Genomic DNA, 17,162 nt, shown 5'->3' with positions numbered 1-17,162 from the left:
GCTGGCACCGGCACGGGTCGATGGGACTCGGGGTGCCTTCGCCTGGCGGCGCCCCGCGACTCGGCGGGAAGCCTCGACCCGAGCCGGGTCAGGCGGACCCCCGACGGACCACCTCGGTGCGGGTGACGACCGGGGACCCACCAGCACGCACGGGCAGCCCCCCTGGACCGGCGCCGAGGAGGCCGAGGAGGAGGTGGGCCATCAGACGGCCCATGCCCTCGATGTCCTGGCGGACCGTCGTGAGTGGCGGGTCGGTGGACTCCGCCACTGTCTGGACGTCGTCGAAGCCGACCACGGCGACGTCCCCCGGCACTCGAAGGCGCCGTGCGCGCAGCGCGGCCAGGGCTCCGGAGGCCATGAGGTCGTTGGCTACGAAGACACCATCCAAATCCGGTGCGAGGCGCAGGAGCTCATCCATGGCTCGGCGCCCGGAGAGTGCCGTGAAGTCCCCTTCGACCACCAGCTCAGGCGCGTTCGGCGGTAGGAGGTCGCGGTAGCCGGCTAGGCGGTCGGCGGCCGAGGTCTGGTCGTGCGGTCCGGCGATGTGGGCGATCCGGCTACGGCCCAGGGCTCGCAGGTGCCGTAGCGCCGAACGGGCTCCGCCGCGGTTGTCCGCATCGACGAAGAGCACGTCCGCCCCGCTCCAGCCAGGGCGCCCGCCGTACACGACGGGCAGGCCAAGGCGTGCGATGGTCGCCGGAAGCGGGTCGTCGGTGTGGAGGGAGAAGGCCAGCACTCCGTCCACATGGCCCCCCGCCAGGTAGCGGGCGATTCGGTCGTGATCCTCGGGCCCGTCCTGGAGCATCAGCACGAGCTGCTGGTCCTGTTCGCCGAGCGCCTTCTCGATCCCGCGCAGCTGCCGCAGGAAGAACGGGTCCGCGAAGACGCGTGTGCCCGGTTCGGTGATGATCACGGCGACGGCCCCCGTGCGGCGCGTGACGAGGGTGCGGGCCGCAGGGTTGGGGACGTATCCCAACTCGGCCACGGCGGCCCTCACTCGATCCGCCAACGGCCCCGTGACGCCGGCGCCGCCGTTGACGACGCGGGAGACGGTGGCCCGGGACACCCCGGCGTGTGCGGCGACGGCCTCCAGGGTGGGGCGGCCGGCGGTCTCCTGTGCCATGAAAGGGAGGGTAGGCCACGCACCGGCCGAAGCCGAGGGGGCAGGTGCGTGGCCGGATCCGGCGCCGGTCGTCAGTGCCCGAAGCCGAACCAGTTCAGGTTGACGAAGTCGGCGCTCTGGCCGCTGGTGAAGGTGAGGTACACGTCGTGGACCCCCGTGACCGGCGTGATGTTGGCCGGCACGGTGCGCCAGCTCTGCCAGCCGCCGGTGCTCGCCACGGCGAAGCTTCCGACGGGCGTGGACGTCCTGCTGTCGAGCCGTACCTCGACCAGTCCACTCACCCCGCCGGCCGCGCCGCTGGCCACCCGTCCGTAGAACTGGCGGGCGGCGGTGGAGCCGAAGTCAACTGCGCGGTAGAGCGTCCCATCGCCGTTGGCCAGGGCGGCGAGGTGCTCACCACCTCCGGTGTCGGAGGTGGATTCCTTGACGACCCCCCACTGGCCGTCGTAGGACTCCGCCTGGAGGGTGCCGTAGGCATCGCGGCTGCCGGGCGGTGCGGTGGTCGGAGGCGAGGGGGAGGGCGCAGGGGTGGGCGGTGGCGTGCTGCTGCCCGGGCCGCTCTGGAGGACGCGCACGTAGTCGACGACCATCGGGCGCCCCGGGAGCGTGCCGGCGTCCGGCCCGCCGCCGAAGGCGTCGGGGAATCCGCCGCCCATGGCCACGTTCAGGATCAGGAAGTAGCCGTGCTCGGTGGCGCTGGCCCAGGTGGCCGGGTCCACCTGAGTCTGTCGGACGGTGTGGAACACGCTTTCGTCCAGCGAGAAGCGCATCTCCTGGGGGACGGCGCCGCGGTCCCATTCGACCGCATAGGTGTGGAAGCCCGCCTGGCACGAGAGGGGGGAGCAGGCCCGCTGGCCACCGATGCCGGAGGTTTCGTTGCAGGGGCCGCCGGGGCTCGTGCCGCAGTGCATCGTCGTCCACACCTGGTTGATGCCCTGGACGTTCTCCATGATGTCCAGCTCGCCGATGCCGGGCCAGTTCCACCAGTTGCCCCGGTAGGGGGTGCCGAGCATCCAGAAGGCGGGCCAGTAGCCCTTGGCCCCGGCTCCCGTCACGTTTGGCATCTGAATGCGCGCCTCGACGCGCAGCTTCCCCCCGACGGGTGGCTGGAAGTCTCCCCGTCGGGTCTCGATCCGGCCGGAGGTCCAGTTGCCCGCCGCGTCCCGCAGTGGGGTGATGCGGAGGTTCCCGGCGCCGTCGAGCGAGACGTTCGCGGGATCGGCCGTCATGGTCTCGATCTCGCCGGTACCGAAGCGGGCCGGTCCGCCCGGGTAGCTCGTCCCGGTCGTGTACTGCCAGTGGGTCGTGTCGACCCCGCTGCCGGCAGGTCCGTCGAACTCTTCGGAGAACACGGTGGTCCAGCCGGCTGCGGGCGGTGGGGCGGAGGCCCGGGCGGGTAGTGACACCGCGCCGAGGCCTGCCGCTGCGGTGAGCAGGGCGGTCAGCAGCCCGAGGGCGGCGCGACGCGCGGGGCCAGGGGCGGGTAGGCGGACTGATCTGGATCTGGTTGCACTCATGGGCACCTCGTCTAGGGCAGGGGAAGTGCGTGGTGTGAGAGCGCTCTCACACGTTCGTGCGCCGCTACTGTGCTCCTGCGGGCTCACGCCGACAAGAGGTGAACGCCAATCAATCTGACGGGTATTGGTGGCTACGCTTCCTGAACGTGATGGAGCGGTGAGGCGGCGCGCCGCCGGTCGAGGGTGGGGCGTCTCGGGCACGGCCCGGTCCCCGCTCCGAGGCGGTGGAGGTCGAAGCACCCGTCCTCCGTCCCCGCCTCGCGTTCCGATGCGCTGCGCGCATGGCCAGATGGCCCCCATATGTCGAATGTCCGGTGCGATTTCTAAGCCAATGGACCAGTTTTTCCGGTCCGTGTTGAGCCAGCGGGCTTCAGATGATTATCTGTGTCCTATCCATGTACTTGCGGCGCCGCGCAGCGCCGGGAGGGCGACGAGGCCGATCCCGGACCGCGGCGCCTTCGCCGTGCCCGTCGTCGACCGCCCACCACCCCGGGCGGTGCGCGGGCTGGCGGTCCTGCGCAAAAGGGGGCGGCACACCGCCGTGAAGAGGATGTTCGTGGCTCCGGACCCGGGGCGCCTCAGGCTCAGGAACGCGCTGCGCGCGGTACTCGGCGTCGGGCTCGCCGTCGCCCTCGCCGAACTCGCGGGGCTCTCGCTCACCGCGTCGATCACCGGGGGCCTCGCGGCCCTGCTGGCCCTCTTCACCGTCACGGACGCCTCCGTGAGCGGCCAACGGATCACCACCGCCCTGCTACCCGCCGTCGGGTTCCCGGTACTCGCCCTCGCCACCTCACTGCACGCGGTGCCGCTCGGCCGGGACGCGGCCTTCCTCGCCGTCGTCTTCTGCGGGGTCTACGCCCGCCGCTGGGGACCTCGCGGACACGCGCTGGGGATCTTCGGCTTCATGAACTTCTTCATCACCCAGTTCCTCCAGGCGGTCCCGGCCCAGTTGCCCGAGCTCTACGGCGCGGTGGCCATCGCGCTGGCCGCCGCCGCGGCGGTGCGCTTTCTGCTCTGGCCGATCGAACGCCACAATCCACCGGCACCGGCACCCCTGCTACTCCCCGGCACCGGTCTCGCCCGGCCCACGACCCGCCAGGCGGTCCAAGCGACGGTCGCTTGCGCGGTGGCCCTGGCCATCGGGCAGGGGCTCTCCGAGGACCGCTGGTACTGGGCGGTGGGCACCGCCTGGTGGATCTTCGTGAACACCGTGTCCCGCGGTGAGACCCTCGTCCGTGGATTTCGACGGGTCCTCGGCACCCTGATCGGCATCGTCGTCGGCCTGCTCGTTGCCCTGCCCCTGCACGGTTCCGCCGTCCCGACCGCGTTTCTGGTGGCCGTGTGCGTGTTCGGGATCTTCTACACGGCGGCCGTCTCCTACTCCTGGATGACGCTCGCCGTCACCGTCATGGCCGGGCTGCTCTACGGACTCCTCGGGGTCCTGGATCCGCAACTGCTCGTGCTGCGCCTTGCCGAGACGACGGTGGGGGCCGCCAGCGCCGCGCTGGCGGTGGTGCTGGTGCTGCCCGTCACCACGCACAGCACCAACGACGCCTGGATCCAGCAGGCCCTGTACCGGGTTCGCGAAGCCACCTCCGCAACCCACCGCAGGCTCGCCGGCGAAGCCGAGTCCGACCCGACCCCGCACGCCGCGGAACTGGAGGTACTGCTCGGTCGGGTGCGGATGGCCCTCGCACCTCTGGTGCACCCGCTCAGCCCCTTCCCGGCACGCAAAGCCCGGGCCCGTCAGGTGATCGCACTGCTCGACGACTGTGCCCGCGAGGTCCGCGGACTCTCGGCCGTCGCCGCGGACGCGCAGGCTTCGCACGACGCCCGGTTGGCCGCGGCCTCCTGGCGGGTGGAGGCCGCGGTGAAGGCCCTCACGGCGGGGGAGGCGGAACTCGCCCAGGACCCCGCCCCCCGAGCCGAGGCCTGCCCGGTACCAGGAGCCCCTGCCCTGGCCCATCTGCACGGACTGGAACGTGCGCTGGTCGACCTCGCGAGCCCGCTGCGCAGCGACCCACGCAGTCCGCTGACGGGCTGATGCGACCGGGCCCGCCCGGGGGGGGGGGGGGGGGGGGGGGGGGGGGGGGGCGGGGGGCGGCGGGCGCCCCCCCCCCCCCCCGCCCCCCCCCCCCCCCGCGGGCGCCCGCCGGCGGGGGGGGGCGGCCGGGGGGCGGGGGGGGGGGCGGGGGGCCCCCCCCCCCCCCCCCCCCCCCCCCCCCCCCCGCTTCCCGCACGGGATCACCTCACGGCGCGCCGAAGGTGAGCGTCAGCTGCGGGGGCCCCTGTGGGGCCGTGGCCTCGGAGGACCACAACCACAGCGAGTCCGAGCCGCTACCGGTCAGGGCCAGGCTGTAGTCCTCCTCGCCGAGCGCCGGCGCGAGCCCCGCGGCGTCCAGGGCCACGGTGTGCACGGCCGATCCCTCAGCGATCGCTGTCAACGACCCCAGCACGGTGCTGCTGACCGCGGGCCGGTCGTTGTACGTCGTCCCTGTTTCCGTCCAGGTCCCGGTCACCGGCCGCACCGTGAGGGTGTCGGCGCTGCCCGAACCGCTCATGGTGGTGGTCTTGATCCGCAACGAAGCCGATTTCAGGACTGTGCCGGCGGGTGCCTGCGGCAGGCTGAAGCGGAGGTAGCTCTGGTAGAGCGGGCTGTTGCGGACGGCCAGCGAGCTTGAGCTGCCGAAGTTGGAGCTCGGAGCACCCTGGTTGGCGTAGGTGTCCTCGGTGGCGGCAAGGGTCACTACGGTGTCCGCCGGGGCGCTGGCCAGCGCGAAGTGCTGGCTGACCTGGGCCTGACTGAGGACGCTCGGGTACACGGCGGTTTCGTCGATCTGCCCCGCGAAGGAGTTGCTGGTGGGCCGGTTGGGCCAGCCGTTGAGGTTGTCCCCACCCACGTGCCAGTAGCCCGCGAAGTCCTCGTGGGTGGTGACACCGAGGGTGCCCCGGCTCTGCCCGTCCACGTACAGCACCATCCCGGACGGGCCCTGGGTGGCCACCACGTGGTGCCACTGGTTGTCGTTGTAGCTGCCGGCCGTGGTCACGGTCCGGGTGGCTCCCGTGTAGACGCCGAAGACGAGACGGCCGTCGTTCGTCATGTACAGGTGCTTGTCGTAGCGGCTGCTGTTGCGCACGGTGTTGTTGCCGAGGCCCAGCAGCTTTCCGCCCCGCGTGGTGTCGGTGCGGAACCAGGTCTCCAGCGAGTACGTGGCCCCCACCGTCGTCCGGTGCTCCCCGTAGACCTGCTGGTCGGCTCCGTTCAGGGAGATCGCCGTGCTGGTCCCGGTCACGGCGCCCGGGCTCTGCCGCAGCCCCACCGATCCGAGGTGGTTGCCGTTGTGGTTCCCGGCCGAGGAGTCGGCCACGAAGGGCCTCACCGCGTCGTCATAGCGCCAGTACTGCTCGGCGCCGTCCGCACGGACCCGGACCGGATAGGAATGGGCCGAGGTCGGTACCGGGACCGTCGAGGTGGCGGACAAGGCGCTGGTGTTGCCCGCGGCGTCGGATGCCGTCACCCGATAGGTGTAGGTCTGGCCGGCGGCGGCACTGGTGTCCACCCAGGAGGCCTGAGGGCGCAGGAACTCCAGGGAATCGGCCTGGACGGTGCCGATCGGGGTGGCCGATCCGTTGCGGTAGATCCGGTACGTCAGCAGGCTGTCGTCCAGGTCGTAGCTGGTGCGCCAGCGGACCTGGACCTCGCCCGGCTGGAAGGCCTCCGCACTGGCCGACGGCACGGTGGGCGCACCGGTGTCCCCGGTGGAGGCGAAGCGCGTCAGGCCCTGTTGGGGGCCACCGTTGACCGTGGTGAACTCGCCGCCGACCCAGAGGTAGTCGATGCCCGTCTTGGAGCCGACGGTCATCACCCGTGGGCCGATCCCTTCGCCGATCCCGTCATTGGTGTCGGGGAACCAGCCGAGTTTCCCGGTGCTGGTCACCGGCTGGGCCAGCAGGTGGCGTCGGCGGCCGTCGGGGAACTCGCCGACGCTGGAGCAGTCGTGTGCGTGCGAGGCGCTGTAGAGCACCTGCCGGTAGGGCAGGACGGCCTGGGTGGCGCCCAGACAGGTGTCCCGCCACCGCTGGTTGAAGTCGTCCAGATCGAGTGCGATGCGGCCGTCGAAGACGCCACCACCGGTTCCCTCGTTGGCCGTGTAGAAGCCGGTTTCGTCGGTGGCGATGTCCTTGACCACCGAGTTGGTCGGGATGAAACCACTGGTGTAGCTCTTGGCGAGGGCGCCGCTGGTGGCGTCCACCACCGCCAGGGCGTGGGACTGGACTCCGTTGACGGTGAAGAAGTCCCCGCCGAGGAGCACGTGCCCGCCGTCCGGTGTGACCTCGACAGCGCGGCCCGGTTCGTCGGCGTTCGCGGTGAACGGCAGCAAGGCGCCGTTGGCGGCGTTGACCGCGGCGAAGCGCTGGCGGGTCTGTCCCGCGACGGTGGGGAAGTCACCGGCCGCGTACACGGTGTCCGCGGTGACGGCCAGAGCGCGCACGGTCGCTGGGAAACTCGGCCGGAAGTCGGACTTGGGCTGGCAGGTTGGCACGTCGATCGCAGTCATGCTGCTGACCGGCATGCCGTTGACCGCGCCGAAGTATCCGCCGGCGTAGAGCGTCTTGTGGTCCGGGGAGAGGGCCAGGGCCCGTACCGTCGCGGTGCCGCTTCCCACGGTGAAGGAGAGCGAACAGGAGCCGGGGGCTCCGGTCGCGGCGTCGAAGGAGGCGAAGTTGACCGCGGGGCGGTCGGAACCCGGTGTGCCGGCGGGAGGGCGCAACGCCGAGAAGGTACCGCCGGCGAACACCGTGTCCCCGGTGGCGGCCAGCGCCCACACCACCCCGTTGGTCTGCCAGGTGGGCAGTTCGTCTGCGGTGAACGCGACCGGTGGGGTGATGGCGGAAGCCGGTGGGGCGGTGGCCGCCCCGAGCCCGGCAGTGGCCAGGCAGAGCGCCAGCGCCCCCGTCACCCCCCGGTAGCTACGAACCGCGCCGTGTGCTGATCTCCGCATGGGCCCCCCAACGCATTGACTGAATCGGTGGCTGAAACTGAACAGGGCAGAGGTGCGTACGGGCGCACAATAGGCCTCCTCGGACCGATCCGGGAGCGGTTCCGGTCAAACTGATCACCAGTATCGAGAAATCCGGAACAACCACCACTACCCCGGCACTAGCATCCGGCGGGCGCCAGGGGCGCGCCCGCGCACATTCACCCCTCGGCTACAGGGTGGATCTGGCCGGACAGGGGGTAACCGCCGGGAATGGAAACGACGCAGTGCGTGACGGCCGCCCACAAGGCAGTGGCGGCCGAGGAGTTCATCCGACTCCATCACCAGGAGAATCCGGATGAGGGTGATCCGCGCCCGCGGTTGGCCGCGGTACGCGAGGAGTTGGCGGAGACCGGCACCTACCGGCACACGGACTCCGAACTCGTCCACGGGGCCCGCGTCGCCTGGCGCAACAGCAACCGCTGCATAGGGCGTCTGTACTGGAACTCGCTGCGGGTGCGTGACATGCGGCATCTCACCGGCGCCGACGAGATCGCCGCCGCCTGCGCGGACCATCTGCGGGCCGCGACCAACGGTGGCCGAATCCGACCCACCATCACGGTCTTCGCTCCGGACACCCCCGAGCGGCCCGGCCCGTGCATCTGGAACGAGCAACTGATCCGCTACGCCGGATACCCGGCGACACAGGGGAGGCGGATCGTCGGCGACCCCCGCAACACCGGTCTGACGGAGGCCGCCCTGCGTCTCGGGTGGCCCGGGGGTCCGGGTACCGCCTTCGACCTGTTGCCGCTGGTTGTCCAGGGTTGTGACGACAAGCCGCGGTGGTTCGAGCTGCCGCGCGACCCCGAGGTCGTCCTCGAAGTGCCCATCGAGCATCCGGAGGGCGACGGCTGGCAGGACTGGGGCCTGCGCTGGCACGCGGTGCCCGCCATCTCCAACATGTGCCTGGAGATCGGTGGTGTCTGCTACCCAGCCGCGCCCTTCAACGGGTGGTACATGGGAACGGAGATCGGTGCCCGCAACCTCGCGGACGAGGACCGCTACGACCTGTTGCCCGCCGTGGCCCGCCGGTTGGGTCTCGACACCGCAAGCGAGCGGTCCCTGTGGAAGGACCGGGCGCTGGTCGAACTGAACCGGGCGGTCCTGCACTCCTTCGACCGCTGCGGCGTCGCGATGGCCGACCACCACACCGAGGCCCGGCGCTTCATGGCCCACTTGGAGCAGGAGCGGCGCAAGGGCCGTGAGGTGAGCGCCGACTGGTCCTGGATCGTGCCGCCGATGTCCGGAGCGACGACTCCCGTCTTCCACCGCACCTACGACGAGACCGAGCGCAGTCCCGCATATGTGCACCACCCCCAGGCCCACGCCCGAGCCCGAGGGGAGCCTTTGGTCTAGACCTGCTACCGTCTGCTCCGATCACGGCACGGACCGGCGGGAGCCGGCCGCGGAGAGGGGCGAGGCGTGCACAGCGACAGGAACTCCCATCGGCCCTGGCGGGCGTACATCGGATCGTTCACGTCCGAGGGCGGCGCCGGAGTGACCGTCGCCGACCTCGACATGAGCACCGGAGCACTGGCGACGGCCGGCAGCGTGGGGTCTCCCACCGACCCCTCGTACCTGGCCGTCGCCCCTGACCGGGGAACCCTCTACGCGGTGAGTGAGACGGGCCACGGGGCTGCTGCCGCCTTCGCCCTGGACGAGACGGGCCCGCCGCGGCTGCTCGGCACCCCCCGGCTCCTCGGCGGAGCCGGCCCCACCCACCTCGCCGTGGCCGCGGGCCACCTGGTGACCGCCCAGTACACGGACGGCACGGTGGCCACCCTGCGGATCGGCGCCGACGGCGGGCTACAGGGGCGGGCGCGGGTGCTGCGCCACGAAGGCAGCGGCCCCGATCCGGACCGGCAGCGCGGGCCGCACGCCCATCAGGTGGTGCCCGCACCGCAGGGCCCCTGGGTGTTGGGCGTGGACCTCGGGGCGGACGTGGTGCGCACCCTCGCCCTGGACCCCGCCAGCGGTGAACTGCGCGTGCACGGCGAGACCGGCATGCGGCCAGGCAGCGGCCCCAGACAACTCGCCTTCCACCCCTCGGGAGAGTACTTCTACGTACTGGGCGAGTTGGACCCGGCGCTGACGGTGTGCCGCTGGAACGCCCGCGAAGGCCGGGCGGAGGTCCTCGCCGAAGTGGCGGTCGCCGGCCACGGTTTCCCGGGTCACGACCCCGACCGGCCACCCCGTGCCTATCCGTCCGCCGTGGTGGTGGATCCCGGTGGCCGCTTCCTGTGGGTGGCCGTGCGCGGTACCGATGAGATCGCCGTCCTGGACCTGGCCGACGGTCCGGACCTGCCGCGGCTGCGTTCCACCGTTGACAGCGGCGGGAGTTGGCCCCGGGACCTGGAGTTGGACCCCACGGGCCGGTGGCTGTACGCGGCCCACGAGCGTTCCGGTGAGGTCAGCTGGTTCGACCTCGACCTGACGACCGGAGTTCCGCGGCTGGCAGGGTCGGTACCGGTGGCCGCCGCCACCTGCGTGGTCTTCGGCTAAGGGCGCTCCCGCGCTACCCGGTGGGGCGGCGTGCGGCGTCAGATGCAATGCGTCGCAAGGCGGAGGGGCGCCAGCACACCCGGGTGTGTTCGGGCGATTCGACAAACCGGCGGGGCGCCGCAGCTGTCGTCGCGCGCCCGCCGGGTATCGCGGCTCGGGCCTTGGGAACTCTCCCGCGGTCCGCCCGGGAGGAGGAGCCCCGTCCCGGGCGGACTCCGGCGATCGACAATGTGGACCGGTTCCGGACAGGAGGCGGGGGCGCCGGTGTTGCGGGCCCGACCGGGCAGGCGGAAGGGCCCACCCTTCGCCAGGGAAACGGGCCCTTCACCGTGCGCGTGTTCAGTGCCCCGGTGGCGCGGGCTGCGGGCTGATCCCCAAGGCCTCCGTGTACTTGGCCACGGCCAGCTTGCCGATCGCCGAGTAGTCACCCAGCGGCTCGGCCGCGGCGCAGTCGGCCTCCTTGCAGGCGGTGTCGAGTAGCCCTTCGCTGACCTCGGGGCCGACGACGTACGGGGCGAGCGCCAGCTGGACCGAGCCGGCGTCCCGGAGCTGTGCGGCCACGGAGGTGACGGACCCCTCCTGGTCGAGTGCGGCAGCCATGACCGGTACCGCCAGCCGGGCCGCGAGCAGCATGCCGGTGATCCCGGCAGCCTGCACGGCCTCCTGGCCGCCCACGGTGCCCAGGATGATGCCGTCGGCGGCGGTGGCGACGGTGAACAGACGGGCCCGGTCCGCGCGCGCGAGCCCGGCCTCCGACAACCTGACGTGCAGGGCTTCGGCGAGCAGTGGATGCGGGCCGAGCACGTCAGCGAGCTCGACGACCACCTGGCTGTCCATCAGGGCCTGGCGGGTACGGCGCAGCAGATCGCTGTCAGGGCCGGCCAACAGCGGAACCACGACGGCCGTCGGGCCCTCGGGTTCGCTCACCTCCGAGCCCGAAGCCCGGGCGAGCTCCGCTCTGGCGGTGCGCTCCGCAGCGGTTCGGGCGAGAACGCCCTGGAGGGTCGGGAACTCGGCGCCCTCGCTGTCCTCGCCCTCCAGATATCCGATCCGGGCGTCGAGGCCCGGGAGCTCGGAACGGGCGATGCTGAGGGCGTCCTCCGCGATGGTGCGCGCAGTCGTGGACGGGGCACCAGGCACGGCGAGCACCAGCGCGGGCGCACCATCGGGGGCGACCACGGGTTCCGGCCGCCGGTGCCGTCCGGGCTGGCGGGGACGCGGCATTCGTACAGGCAGGCCCGCGGGGCCAGTGGGGGTGCTCATGGCTTCGCATGCTACTGGCTCACCCGGACCTCCTGTTCGGGCAGGTCCCGGGCGGATGCTTTCTGTCCTGATTTTTCCTGCCGCACCCGGACACCACCAGACCGGCCGTTCGAAACGGGCCTCCGCTCTCCAGCGGGCTGACGTTCGGTGGGGAGCCCGTTTCGGCCAGTGGTGCGGGGCTGGCCCTTGCGCCAGTAGAGTGATGCGGCGTGGCAGCTCTACCGTTGAGAGAACTCGTTGAGCCCGGATGGGCCGACGCACTGGCGCCGGTCGCCCATCGCATCGCCGCGATGGGTGACTTCCTTCGCGCGGAGATCGCGGCCGGGCGCACCTATCTACCGGCCGGAGCGCAAGTGCTGCGCGCCTTTCAGCAACCTTTCGACGAGGTACGGGTGCTGATCGTGGGGCAGGATCCCTACCCCACGCCCGGGATGGCCATCGGCCTGAGCTTCGCAGTGGCGCCGGATGTGCGGGCGCTGCCGGGCAGCCTGGAGAACATCTTTCGTGAGCTGCACGGCGATCTGGGGATCGCGCGTCCTTCCAACGGCGATCTGACGCCGTGGACCCGGCAGGGCGTCCTCCTGTTGAACCGCGCGCTGACCACGGCCCCCAGGAAGCCGGGTGCGCACCGAGGCAAAGGCTGGGAAGAGGTCACCGAGCAGGCGATCCGGGCGCTGGCCGCACGGGGGAAACCGCTGGTCTCCGTGCTCTGGGGGCGTGACGCGCGCAACCTGCGACCGTTCCTGGAGGACTTCCCGGCCATCGAGTCCGCCCATCCGTCCCCGATGTCCGCCGACCGGGGTTTCTTCGGCTCCCGGCCCTTCAGCCGGGCCAACGACCTCCTGGTCCGCCAGGGGGCCCAGCCAGTGGACTGGCGGCTGTCCTGAGGTTGCCCGTCCTGCCCGACCTGGTGCGTGGGTAAAACTGATGGGAATATCAGCCTGAGTCCTTGGATGGCAGGATGGCCCTGCGAGGTACGGACAGGGGCGGAGGAAGACGTGGCCGATCGTAGGGCGGCGATCCTGGAAGCGGCTGCTCGGGTGATCGCCCGTCGCGGAGTGCGCGGGCTGCGTGTGGAGGAGTTGGCCGCGGAGGCCCGCGTGTCCACCGCGCTGATCTACTACCACTTCAAGGACCGGGCCGGCATCCTGCGCCAGACGATGGAGTTCATCAGCGACCGGGCCGGCCATTACACGACTGATCTCGACCCTAAGGCGGCGCAGCTCGGCCCTCGCGGGGAGCTGGAGCGGGCGCTGCTCATGGAGTTCCAGGACGCGCCGCTGGTGCGGGAGAACAGCACGGCCTGGGGGGAGCTGCGGGCCAGTGCGATCTTCGACCCCGATCTACGGGAGGACTTGCGGCGCGCGAGTTTGGTGTGGGTGCAGGAGATCGCCGAATTGTTGGGCCGAGTGCAGCCGTTGGGGACCCCCACGGCTTTGGCCTCGGCTGCTGAGCGGCTCACGGCTCTGGTGGAGGGGCTGAGTGGGCGCTGGCTCAGTGGTGTTCTGCCACTCGATCATGCGCGCAACCTCCTGGGAGAGGCGATCGACGTGGAGCTGCAACACCTCGAACGTCGCTGACTGAATTTTTAGCCCCCTGCCCTTCGAAACCGAAGGTGGCGGGGGGTTTCGCGCCTTCGACTCCCACCTTATAGGTGTATATCAGGGCATTTTTGGCGTTGGTGGGGAGTGACTGCATGCCGACGTGTGAGGGTGGAACGATCGATTCTTTCTGATTGACTGAATTTCCAGTCAGTGTCACAGTGGGGCCATGAGGCCCGCCATCTCGGAGCGTGAGCTCGTGGGTCGCTCCGCCGTCACCTCGAAGGGCAGCCGCCGTGCCGGGGGCCCCGCCCTGCCCAGTTCTGGAGTCAGCCGTGTTGAACTCTCCACGCCGCAAGGCCTTGCGCACCCTTGCCGGCATGAGCATGCTCGCCTTCGGATCCGCGGCCTGTGGATCAGGTGCCTCTTCGGCCGCGCGCCCCTCCGGCACCGGCACCGTACGGCCGGCGACCGGGTCCGCGCCGACCCGCAGGCTCGGGGCCGAATGGGAGAGTCATGCCCGTACGTTCATGTCCTGGCCGGCACTGGAATCCGTATGGGGTCCGGACCTGCGCTACGTGCGTGAGGACATCGCCCGGGTGGCCCGGGCCATCGCTGAATACGAGTACGTGGTCCTGATGGCTAGCCCTGGGCAACTGGCAGCCGCCCAACTGTGACTGAGCGTGCTAGTTGTCCGATGAGCGCGCTATCTGTCCACTTGAGTGCCAGCGTCGATCGCTGTGGCTAGGCGGTCTGCGTAGGAGTCGAGCGTGTGCCGCAGGGCCCCGAAGGCGGGGTAGGCATCTCCGCGCACGAGGTAGTGGCGGCCTTGGTCCCTTGTGGCCGTCGGTGGAAAGGGAGCGAATCGCTGCTCACCTTTGGTGACCTCTGCCCAGACGTAGATGGAGGAGGACATCCGTCTGCCGTCGTCATTGGCGATGTCCCGCCGCGCGCGGGACATCGACGTCTGCTCGAGCAGTTCATGCCAGGTATCGACGGAGATCGACCAGCCGAGCAGGGCCTCTCGTCGTCGCTGGTAGTTGATCAAGGGTGCTCTTTCGAGCTCTCCTGCCAGGCAGTCGATCGCCGCGTCGAACTTGTCGATGAGCCCAGCTGAGCGCAGACGGTTCACGAGATATCGGACTGCCCCGATCTGCTTGCCGCTGAGATTCATACCGAGAAATTGTGAAGCCTCGCCGGCTGAGCCGCCCTTGGCTCGCTGGACGAGCAGAACGGCAGATGAGCGGCGCAAAGCACGCGGGTTGATGACCGGGAACTCGGCGAGGTGACGGTCTGCCCAATCGTCCAGAAGGAAGGCGGGGACGTGCATGGGAAGGAACCCCGCTTTCGGGTGAGGGCGCCTCCGGCCTCTCTGGCCGGTGCAGCGATATGTGGTGAGGACTGTGTCCGCCGCCTGTTGGAATTCCGGCGAGCATTCCTGTCTGACGCCTTTGAAGGCGGCTTCCCACGTGTTGTAGAGCTGCGCCTTCCGGCCATAGCCCGGTTCATTAGTCGGCATGAGCGGGGCAACTGCGGTGGCCATATCGGGAGAACTGAGCATGGTGTCTGCGGTCAAGAGGATCGCGGCGCAGGCCCGCGCGTCGACGGGAGGGTGGTGGGAGGCGAAAGTCGTGATGCTTGCTTCTTCTTCCATTCGGCGTTGGGCCAGGACCCGGTCGGCGGCCAGAGTCGTCGTGTCGGGGGCCTTGAGGTTGGCTGCCGGCCAGGTCGCGATGATCAGCGAACTGAGCAGATGGAGTTCGGTGAAGTAGTTGGCCGACTGTTCCGCTGGGTGGCGAGGATCCAGTTTTGCGAGAATCCGGCCTTGCAAGTCGAGGTGCTGTCGGCTGGGTTGGTCTTGTGTGGGTGTTGACTCATCGAGTCGTGCGCCGCAGATCGCCATGAATTGTCCTCGAGAGGGTCCCGAGGCGGATACCACAGTGTTTCGGCACTGAGCTGGATGCAGCCCGGCCTTGGCGCTTCGCGAGATCAAACGTCGGTTTTTATTTCCGGTGATGGGCTGACTGCATGCAGGGCAGAGGTGCTCCAGAAAGCACCGGTGCTTGACGCAGAGGAATACGTCCGGCAAGCGCCATAGCGCATGCCATGTCCCCCCGAAGCGTCGCTGAATGGTGGAGGTGTCGCCTGCCAGGCAACGCGGGCAGTATCGGGCGGCCTTGCCGAAAAGCCAATGTAGAAACACTGACCTGTGAAGTGCTTGCCGAACCGGCGGAAAGTGAGAGGCGAGGGGGCGGAGAGTGAGGGCCTCAATTTCCGCCGGGGAGAGCCGTGTGGCCAGGGAGAAGTTGTCGATCAGTTCTGCCGTCAGAGCGGTGGCGAGGACTGGAGTGACATAGGTGGACCCTTGGCTGAGCCCTGTTCGGCGGATCAGGTGGGCCGGGGGCACTGCGAGGCGGTAACTCAGCCTGAGCAGGAACCCGGGCAGAGATTCGCCGGGCAGGGGATCCAGTCCCCGAGGCAGGGGCGTGACCGTGGTGCCCTTCATCCCGTCTCCCCGGCTGGTCCCCGGTCGTCGAAGACCGTGTTCCGGCCTTGCTTGGTGGGGGGCCTCTTCTTGGCGGGGACGAGCGGAATCTCGCCGGCGGCGGCATCGCGGGCAGGTGAACCGTCAAGATCGATGGCGATCGTGTCCAGGAGAGCCTCGGTCAGGTGCTCCTTCCCGCTGTCCATGGCCTCGCGGCAGCCGTCCTCGACGAGCCGTTCAAGGAGCCCGACGACGCCCCCGGTGCGTTCATAGAGGTACTCGGGCATCGTGCCCGAGCTCAGCATGCCGGGGCAGGCGTCGAGCAGACGCAGCGAGTTCTCGACGCCGGTCAAGTGACGGGCCCAGGCGGCGATGCTGGCTGGACGGTCGTAGCGGAAAGGGCCGAGTTCGACCAGGTCGAAGCGCCGCTCGGTCTGGGTGGCCTCCAGCCCGTTGACCCGGCGAGAGGAAGCCGGCGGCAGCGTCCACTGGCCGGTGGCGGCGTCGCGCAGGCCCTCGCGTAGCAGGCCGGATGCGTGGATGTTGACGCCGACCAGGACGAGGGTGACGTGCATGCTCATGAAGGCCCGGATCAGGTCGAGGGTGTCCTGGTCGTCCGCCCGGTGCATGCGCAGACGCGTGATGTCGTCGAGGATGAGGACCTTGGTGCCGTGGTCGTGCAGGCAGTCGGCGACCAGGCGGATCAGGTCGGGAAGGTCCATCTTGGTGTGGACCGGCGCGTCGTAGAAGCCCAGGATCGCTTTGCAGAGGCTCTTGGGCTTGGCGGTCACCGGGGTTTGGACATAGGCGACGGGGGCGTGCAGGTCGCGGGTGCCGGTCAGGGCTTCGGGGTTGACGTGCCCGAGCAGGTCGCGCCAGCGGTCTTCGAAGGTTGCGATGATCTCGCAGACGGACTCGGTCTTGCCCTGGTAGCCGCCCCCGGTGACCATCACCCCGGCCCGGGTGGTGGGTTGCTGCTTGAGTGCGTTCGTTTCGATCCGGCTGGTCAGCAGCTTGCTGACGGCCCGGCTCATCGGCGTTGACAGCACCGGCAGGTTTGCGTGGGTCGCCGCCCGGTGCAGGTCATGGATCTGGCGGTGGCGCCGGCTGAGTGCCCGCCAGGCGTCCCGGTCGAGAACGGGGGCCGCGGTGAAGCTCTTGCGGGTCCGCCGGTAGGTGTCCCATCCGGTCAGGGTGTTGCGGGCCAGCGGTGGGCCGGGGAGCACGAACGGAGCGACCTCGCCGTTCATGAGACCTCGCCTTCCTTCGGCCCGTGGGGGCTGTCGTTTTCGTGGTCCGGCGTCAGACTGAACAGGCTGCGTGCGTGCAGGTCCTCGCCGAGCGTCGGTGGAGGAGCCAGGGGTTCGGTGACGGCTTCCTCGCGGCGGCGGCGCCGGTCGGCGTCGATGGCCCGCCGGTTCTGCCGGGCCAGGTCCCCGGTTGCGGCCGGGGCCGGCAGGAGGTGGAGCCCTCCAGCCGCGGCCGGGCGGTCCGCGGCCGCCGCCCGGGCGCGGGCGAGCTCGCGGGCCCGCTCGGTCCGTTCCGCCTTTGTCCACTGGCTCGGCCAGGCGCTGACCGGGGTCTTGGCGTGCAGGAGGTCTAGTAGCACCGGCAGCAGTTCCCGGTCGTCCTGCGGTTTCAGCCCGCGCCGGGCCGCCTCCCGCAGGACTTGCTGGATCCGGGCGTCCGAGA

Annotated in this window: 11 protein-coding genes and 3 pseudogenes; 6 read left to right on the top strand and 8 right to left on the bottom strand. The window is 70.3% G+C overall.

Translation table 11 applies throughout. The features are described 5' to 3' along the window. Nucleotides 1-88 precede the first annotated feature (88 nt). Both ACFYMC_RS23255 and ACFYMC_RS23250 read right to left on the bottom strand, forming a co-directional pair. Entirely contained in the window at nucleotides 89-1,123 is a 1,035-nt protein-coding gene (locus ACFYMC_RS23255) for a LacI family DNA-binding transcriptional regulator (RefSeq protein WP_388528444.1), read from the bottom strand. A gap of 71 nt (nucleotides 1,124-1,194) precedes the next feature. Then, nucleotides 1,195-2,640 carry a glycoside hydrolase family 16 protein gene (locus tag ACFYMC_RS23250; protein ID WP_388528443.1) on the bottom strand — a complete coding sequence of 482 codons (1,446 nt, stop codon included), beginning with the start codon at nucleotides 2,638-2,640 and terminating at the stop codon, nucleotides 1,195-1,197. Between the two features lie 550 nt (nucleotides 2,641-3,190). Between ACFYMC_RS23250 and ACFYMC_RS23245 the strand changes: the two genes are divergently transcribed. After that, the gene (locus tag ACFYMC_RS23245) at nucleotides 3,191-4,684 is read left to right on the top strand and encodes an FUSC family protein (RefSeq protein ID WP_388528519.1); all 1,494 of its coding nucleotides are present in this window, start codon (nucleotides 3,191-3,193) and stop codon (nucleotides 4,682-4,684) included. A 205-nt stretch (nucleotides 4,685-4,889) separates the two neighbouring features. Here ACFYMC_RS23245 and ACFYMC_RS23240 read toward each other — a convergent pair whose 3' ends face one another. Continuing rightward, on the bottom strand, nucleotides 4,890-7,643 hold the full coding sequence (locus ACFYMC_RS23240; RefSeq protein WP_388528441.1) for a DNRLRE domain-containing protein: 2,754 nt from the start codon (nucleotides 7,641-7,643) through the stop codon (nucleotides 4,890-4,892). Nucleotides 7,644-7,892: 249 nt separating this feature from the next. Between ACFYMC_RS23240 and ACFYMC_RS23235 the strand changes: the two genes are divergently transcribed. Together ACFYMC_RS23235 and ACFYMC_RS23230 are read left to right on the top strand one after the other, a co-directional pair. Next, nucleotides 7,893-9,035 (top strand): nitric oxide synthase oxygenase, encoded by a 1,143-nt coding sequence (locus ACFYMC_RS23235; protein WP_388528439.1) that lies wholly within the window; start codon nucleotides 7,893-7,895, stop codon nucleotides 9,033-9,035. A gap of 66 nt (nucleotides 9,036-9,101) precedes the next feature. Further along, a complete protein-coding gene (locus ACFYMC_RS23230; RefSeq protein WP_388528437.1) occupies nucleotides 9,102-10,181 on the top strand; it encodes a lactonase family protein in 1,080 nt (359 codons plus the stop codon). 339 nt (nucleotides 10,182-10,520) lie between these two features. Here ACFYMC_RS23230 and ACFYMC_RS23225 read toward each other — a convergent pair whose 3' ends face one another. Continuing rightward, entirely contained in the window at nucleotides 10,521-11,444 is a 924-nt protein-coding gene (locus ACFYMC_RS23225; RefSeq protein ID WP_388528435.1) for a sirohydrochlorin chelatase, read from the bottom strand. Between the two features lie 209 nt (nucleotides 11,445-11,653). Between ACFYMC_RS23225 and ACFYMC_RS23220 the strand changes: the two genes are divergently transcribed. The 3 genes and pseudogenes from ACFYMC_RS23220 to ACFYMC_RS23210 form a co-directional block, all read left to right on the top strand. Then, the gene (locus tag ACFYMC_RS23220) at nucleotides 11,654-12,331 is read left to right on the top strand and encodes a uracil-DNA glycosylase (protein WP_388528433.1); all 678 of its coding nucleotides are present in this window, start codon (nucleotides 11,654-11,656) and stop codon (nucleotides 12,329-12,331) included. A gap of 66 nt (nucleotides 12,332-12,397) precedes the next feature. Next, complete coding sequence (locus tag ACFYMC_RS23215; protein WP_388528431.1) at nucleotides 12,398-13,024, top strand: TetR/AcrR family transcriptional regulator; 627 nt, start codon at nucleotides 12,398-12,400, stop codon at nucleotides 13,022-13,024. A 341-nt stretch (nucleotides 13,025-13,365) separates the two neighbouring features. Then, nucleotides 13,366-13,656 (top strand): annotated as a pseudogene (locus ACFYMC_RS23210) (agmatine deiminase family protein); the annotation flags it as partial. 35 nt (nucleotides 13,657-13,691) lie between these two features. Here ACFYMC_RS23210 and ACFYMC_RS23205 read toward each other — a convergent pair. The 4 genes and pseudogenes from ACFYMC_RS23205 to ACFYMC_RS23190 form a co-directional block, all read right to left on the bottom strand. Next, nucleotides 13,692-14,888: a hypothetical protein gene (locus ACFYMC_RS23205; RefSeq protein WP_388528525.1), complete on the bottom strand. Its 1,197-nt coding sequence runs from the start codon at nucleotides 14,886-14,888 to the stop codon at nucleotides 13,692-13,694. Between the two features lie 156 nt (nucleotides 14,889-15,044). After that, nucleotides 15,045-15,491, bottom strand: a pseudogene (locus ACFYMC_RS23200) (TniQ family protein); the annotation flags it as partial. Continuing rightward, nucleotides 15,488-16,720 carry a TniB family NTP-binding protein gene (locus ACFYMC_RS23195; RefSeq protein ID WP_388528429.1) on the bottom strand — a complete coding sequence of 411 codons (1,233 nt, stop codon included), beginning with the start codon at nucleotides 16,718-16,720 and terminating at the stop codon, nucleotides 15,488-15,490. The gene ACFYMC_RS23195 and the pseudogene ACFYMC_RS23200, both read right to left, overlap by 4 nt. Then, nucleotides 16,717-17,162, bottom strand: a pseudogene (locus tag ACFYMC_RS23190) (transposase); the annotation flags it as partial. The gene ACFYMC_RS23195 and the pseudogene ACFYMC_RS23190, both read right to left, overlap by 4 nt.

Source organism: Streptomyces sp. NPDC006879 (assembly GCF_042869595.1).
Classification (GTDB): Bacteria; Actinomycetota; Actinomycetes; order Streptomycetales; family Streptomycetaceae; genus Streptomyces.
This window is presented reverse-complemented; position numbering and strand designations above follow the sequence as displayed.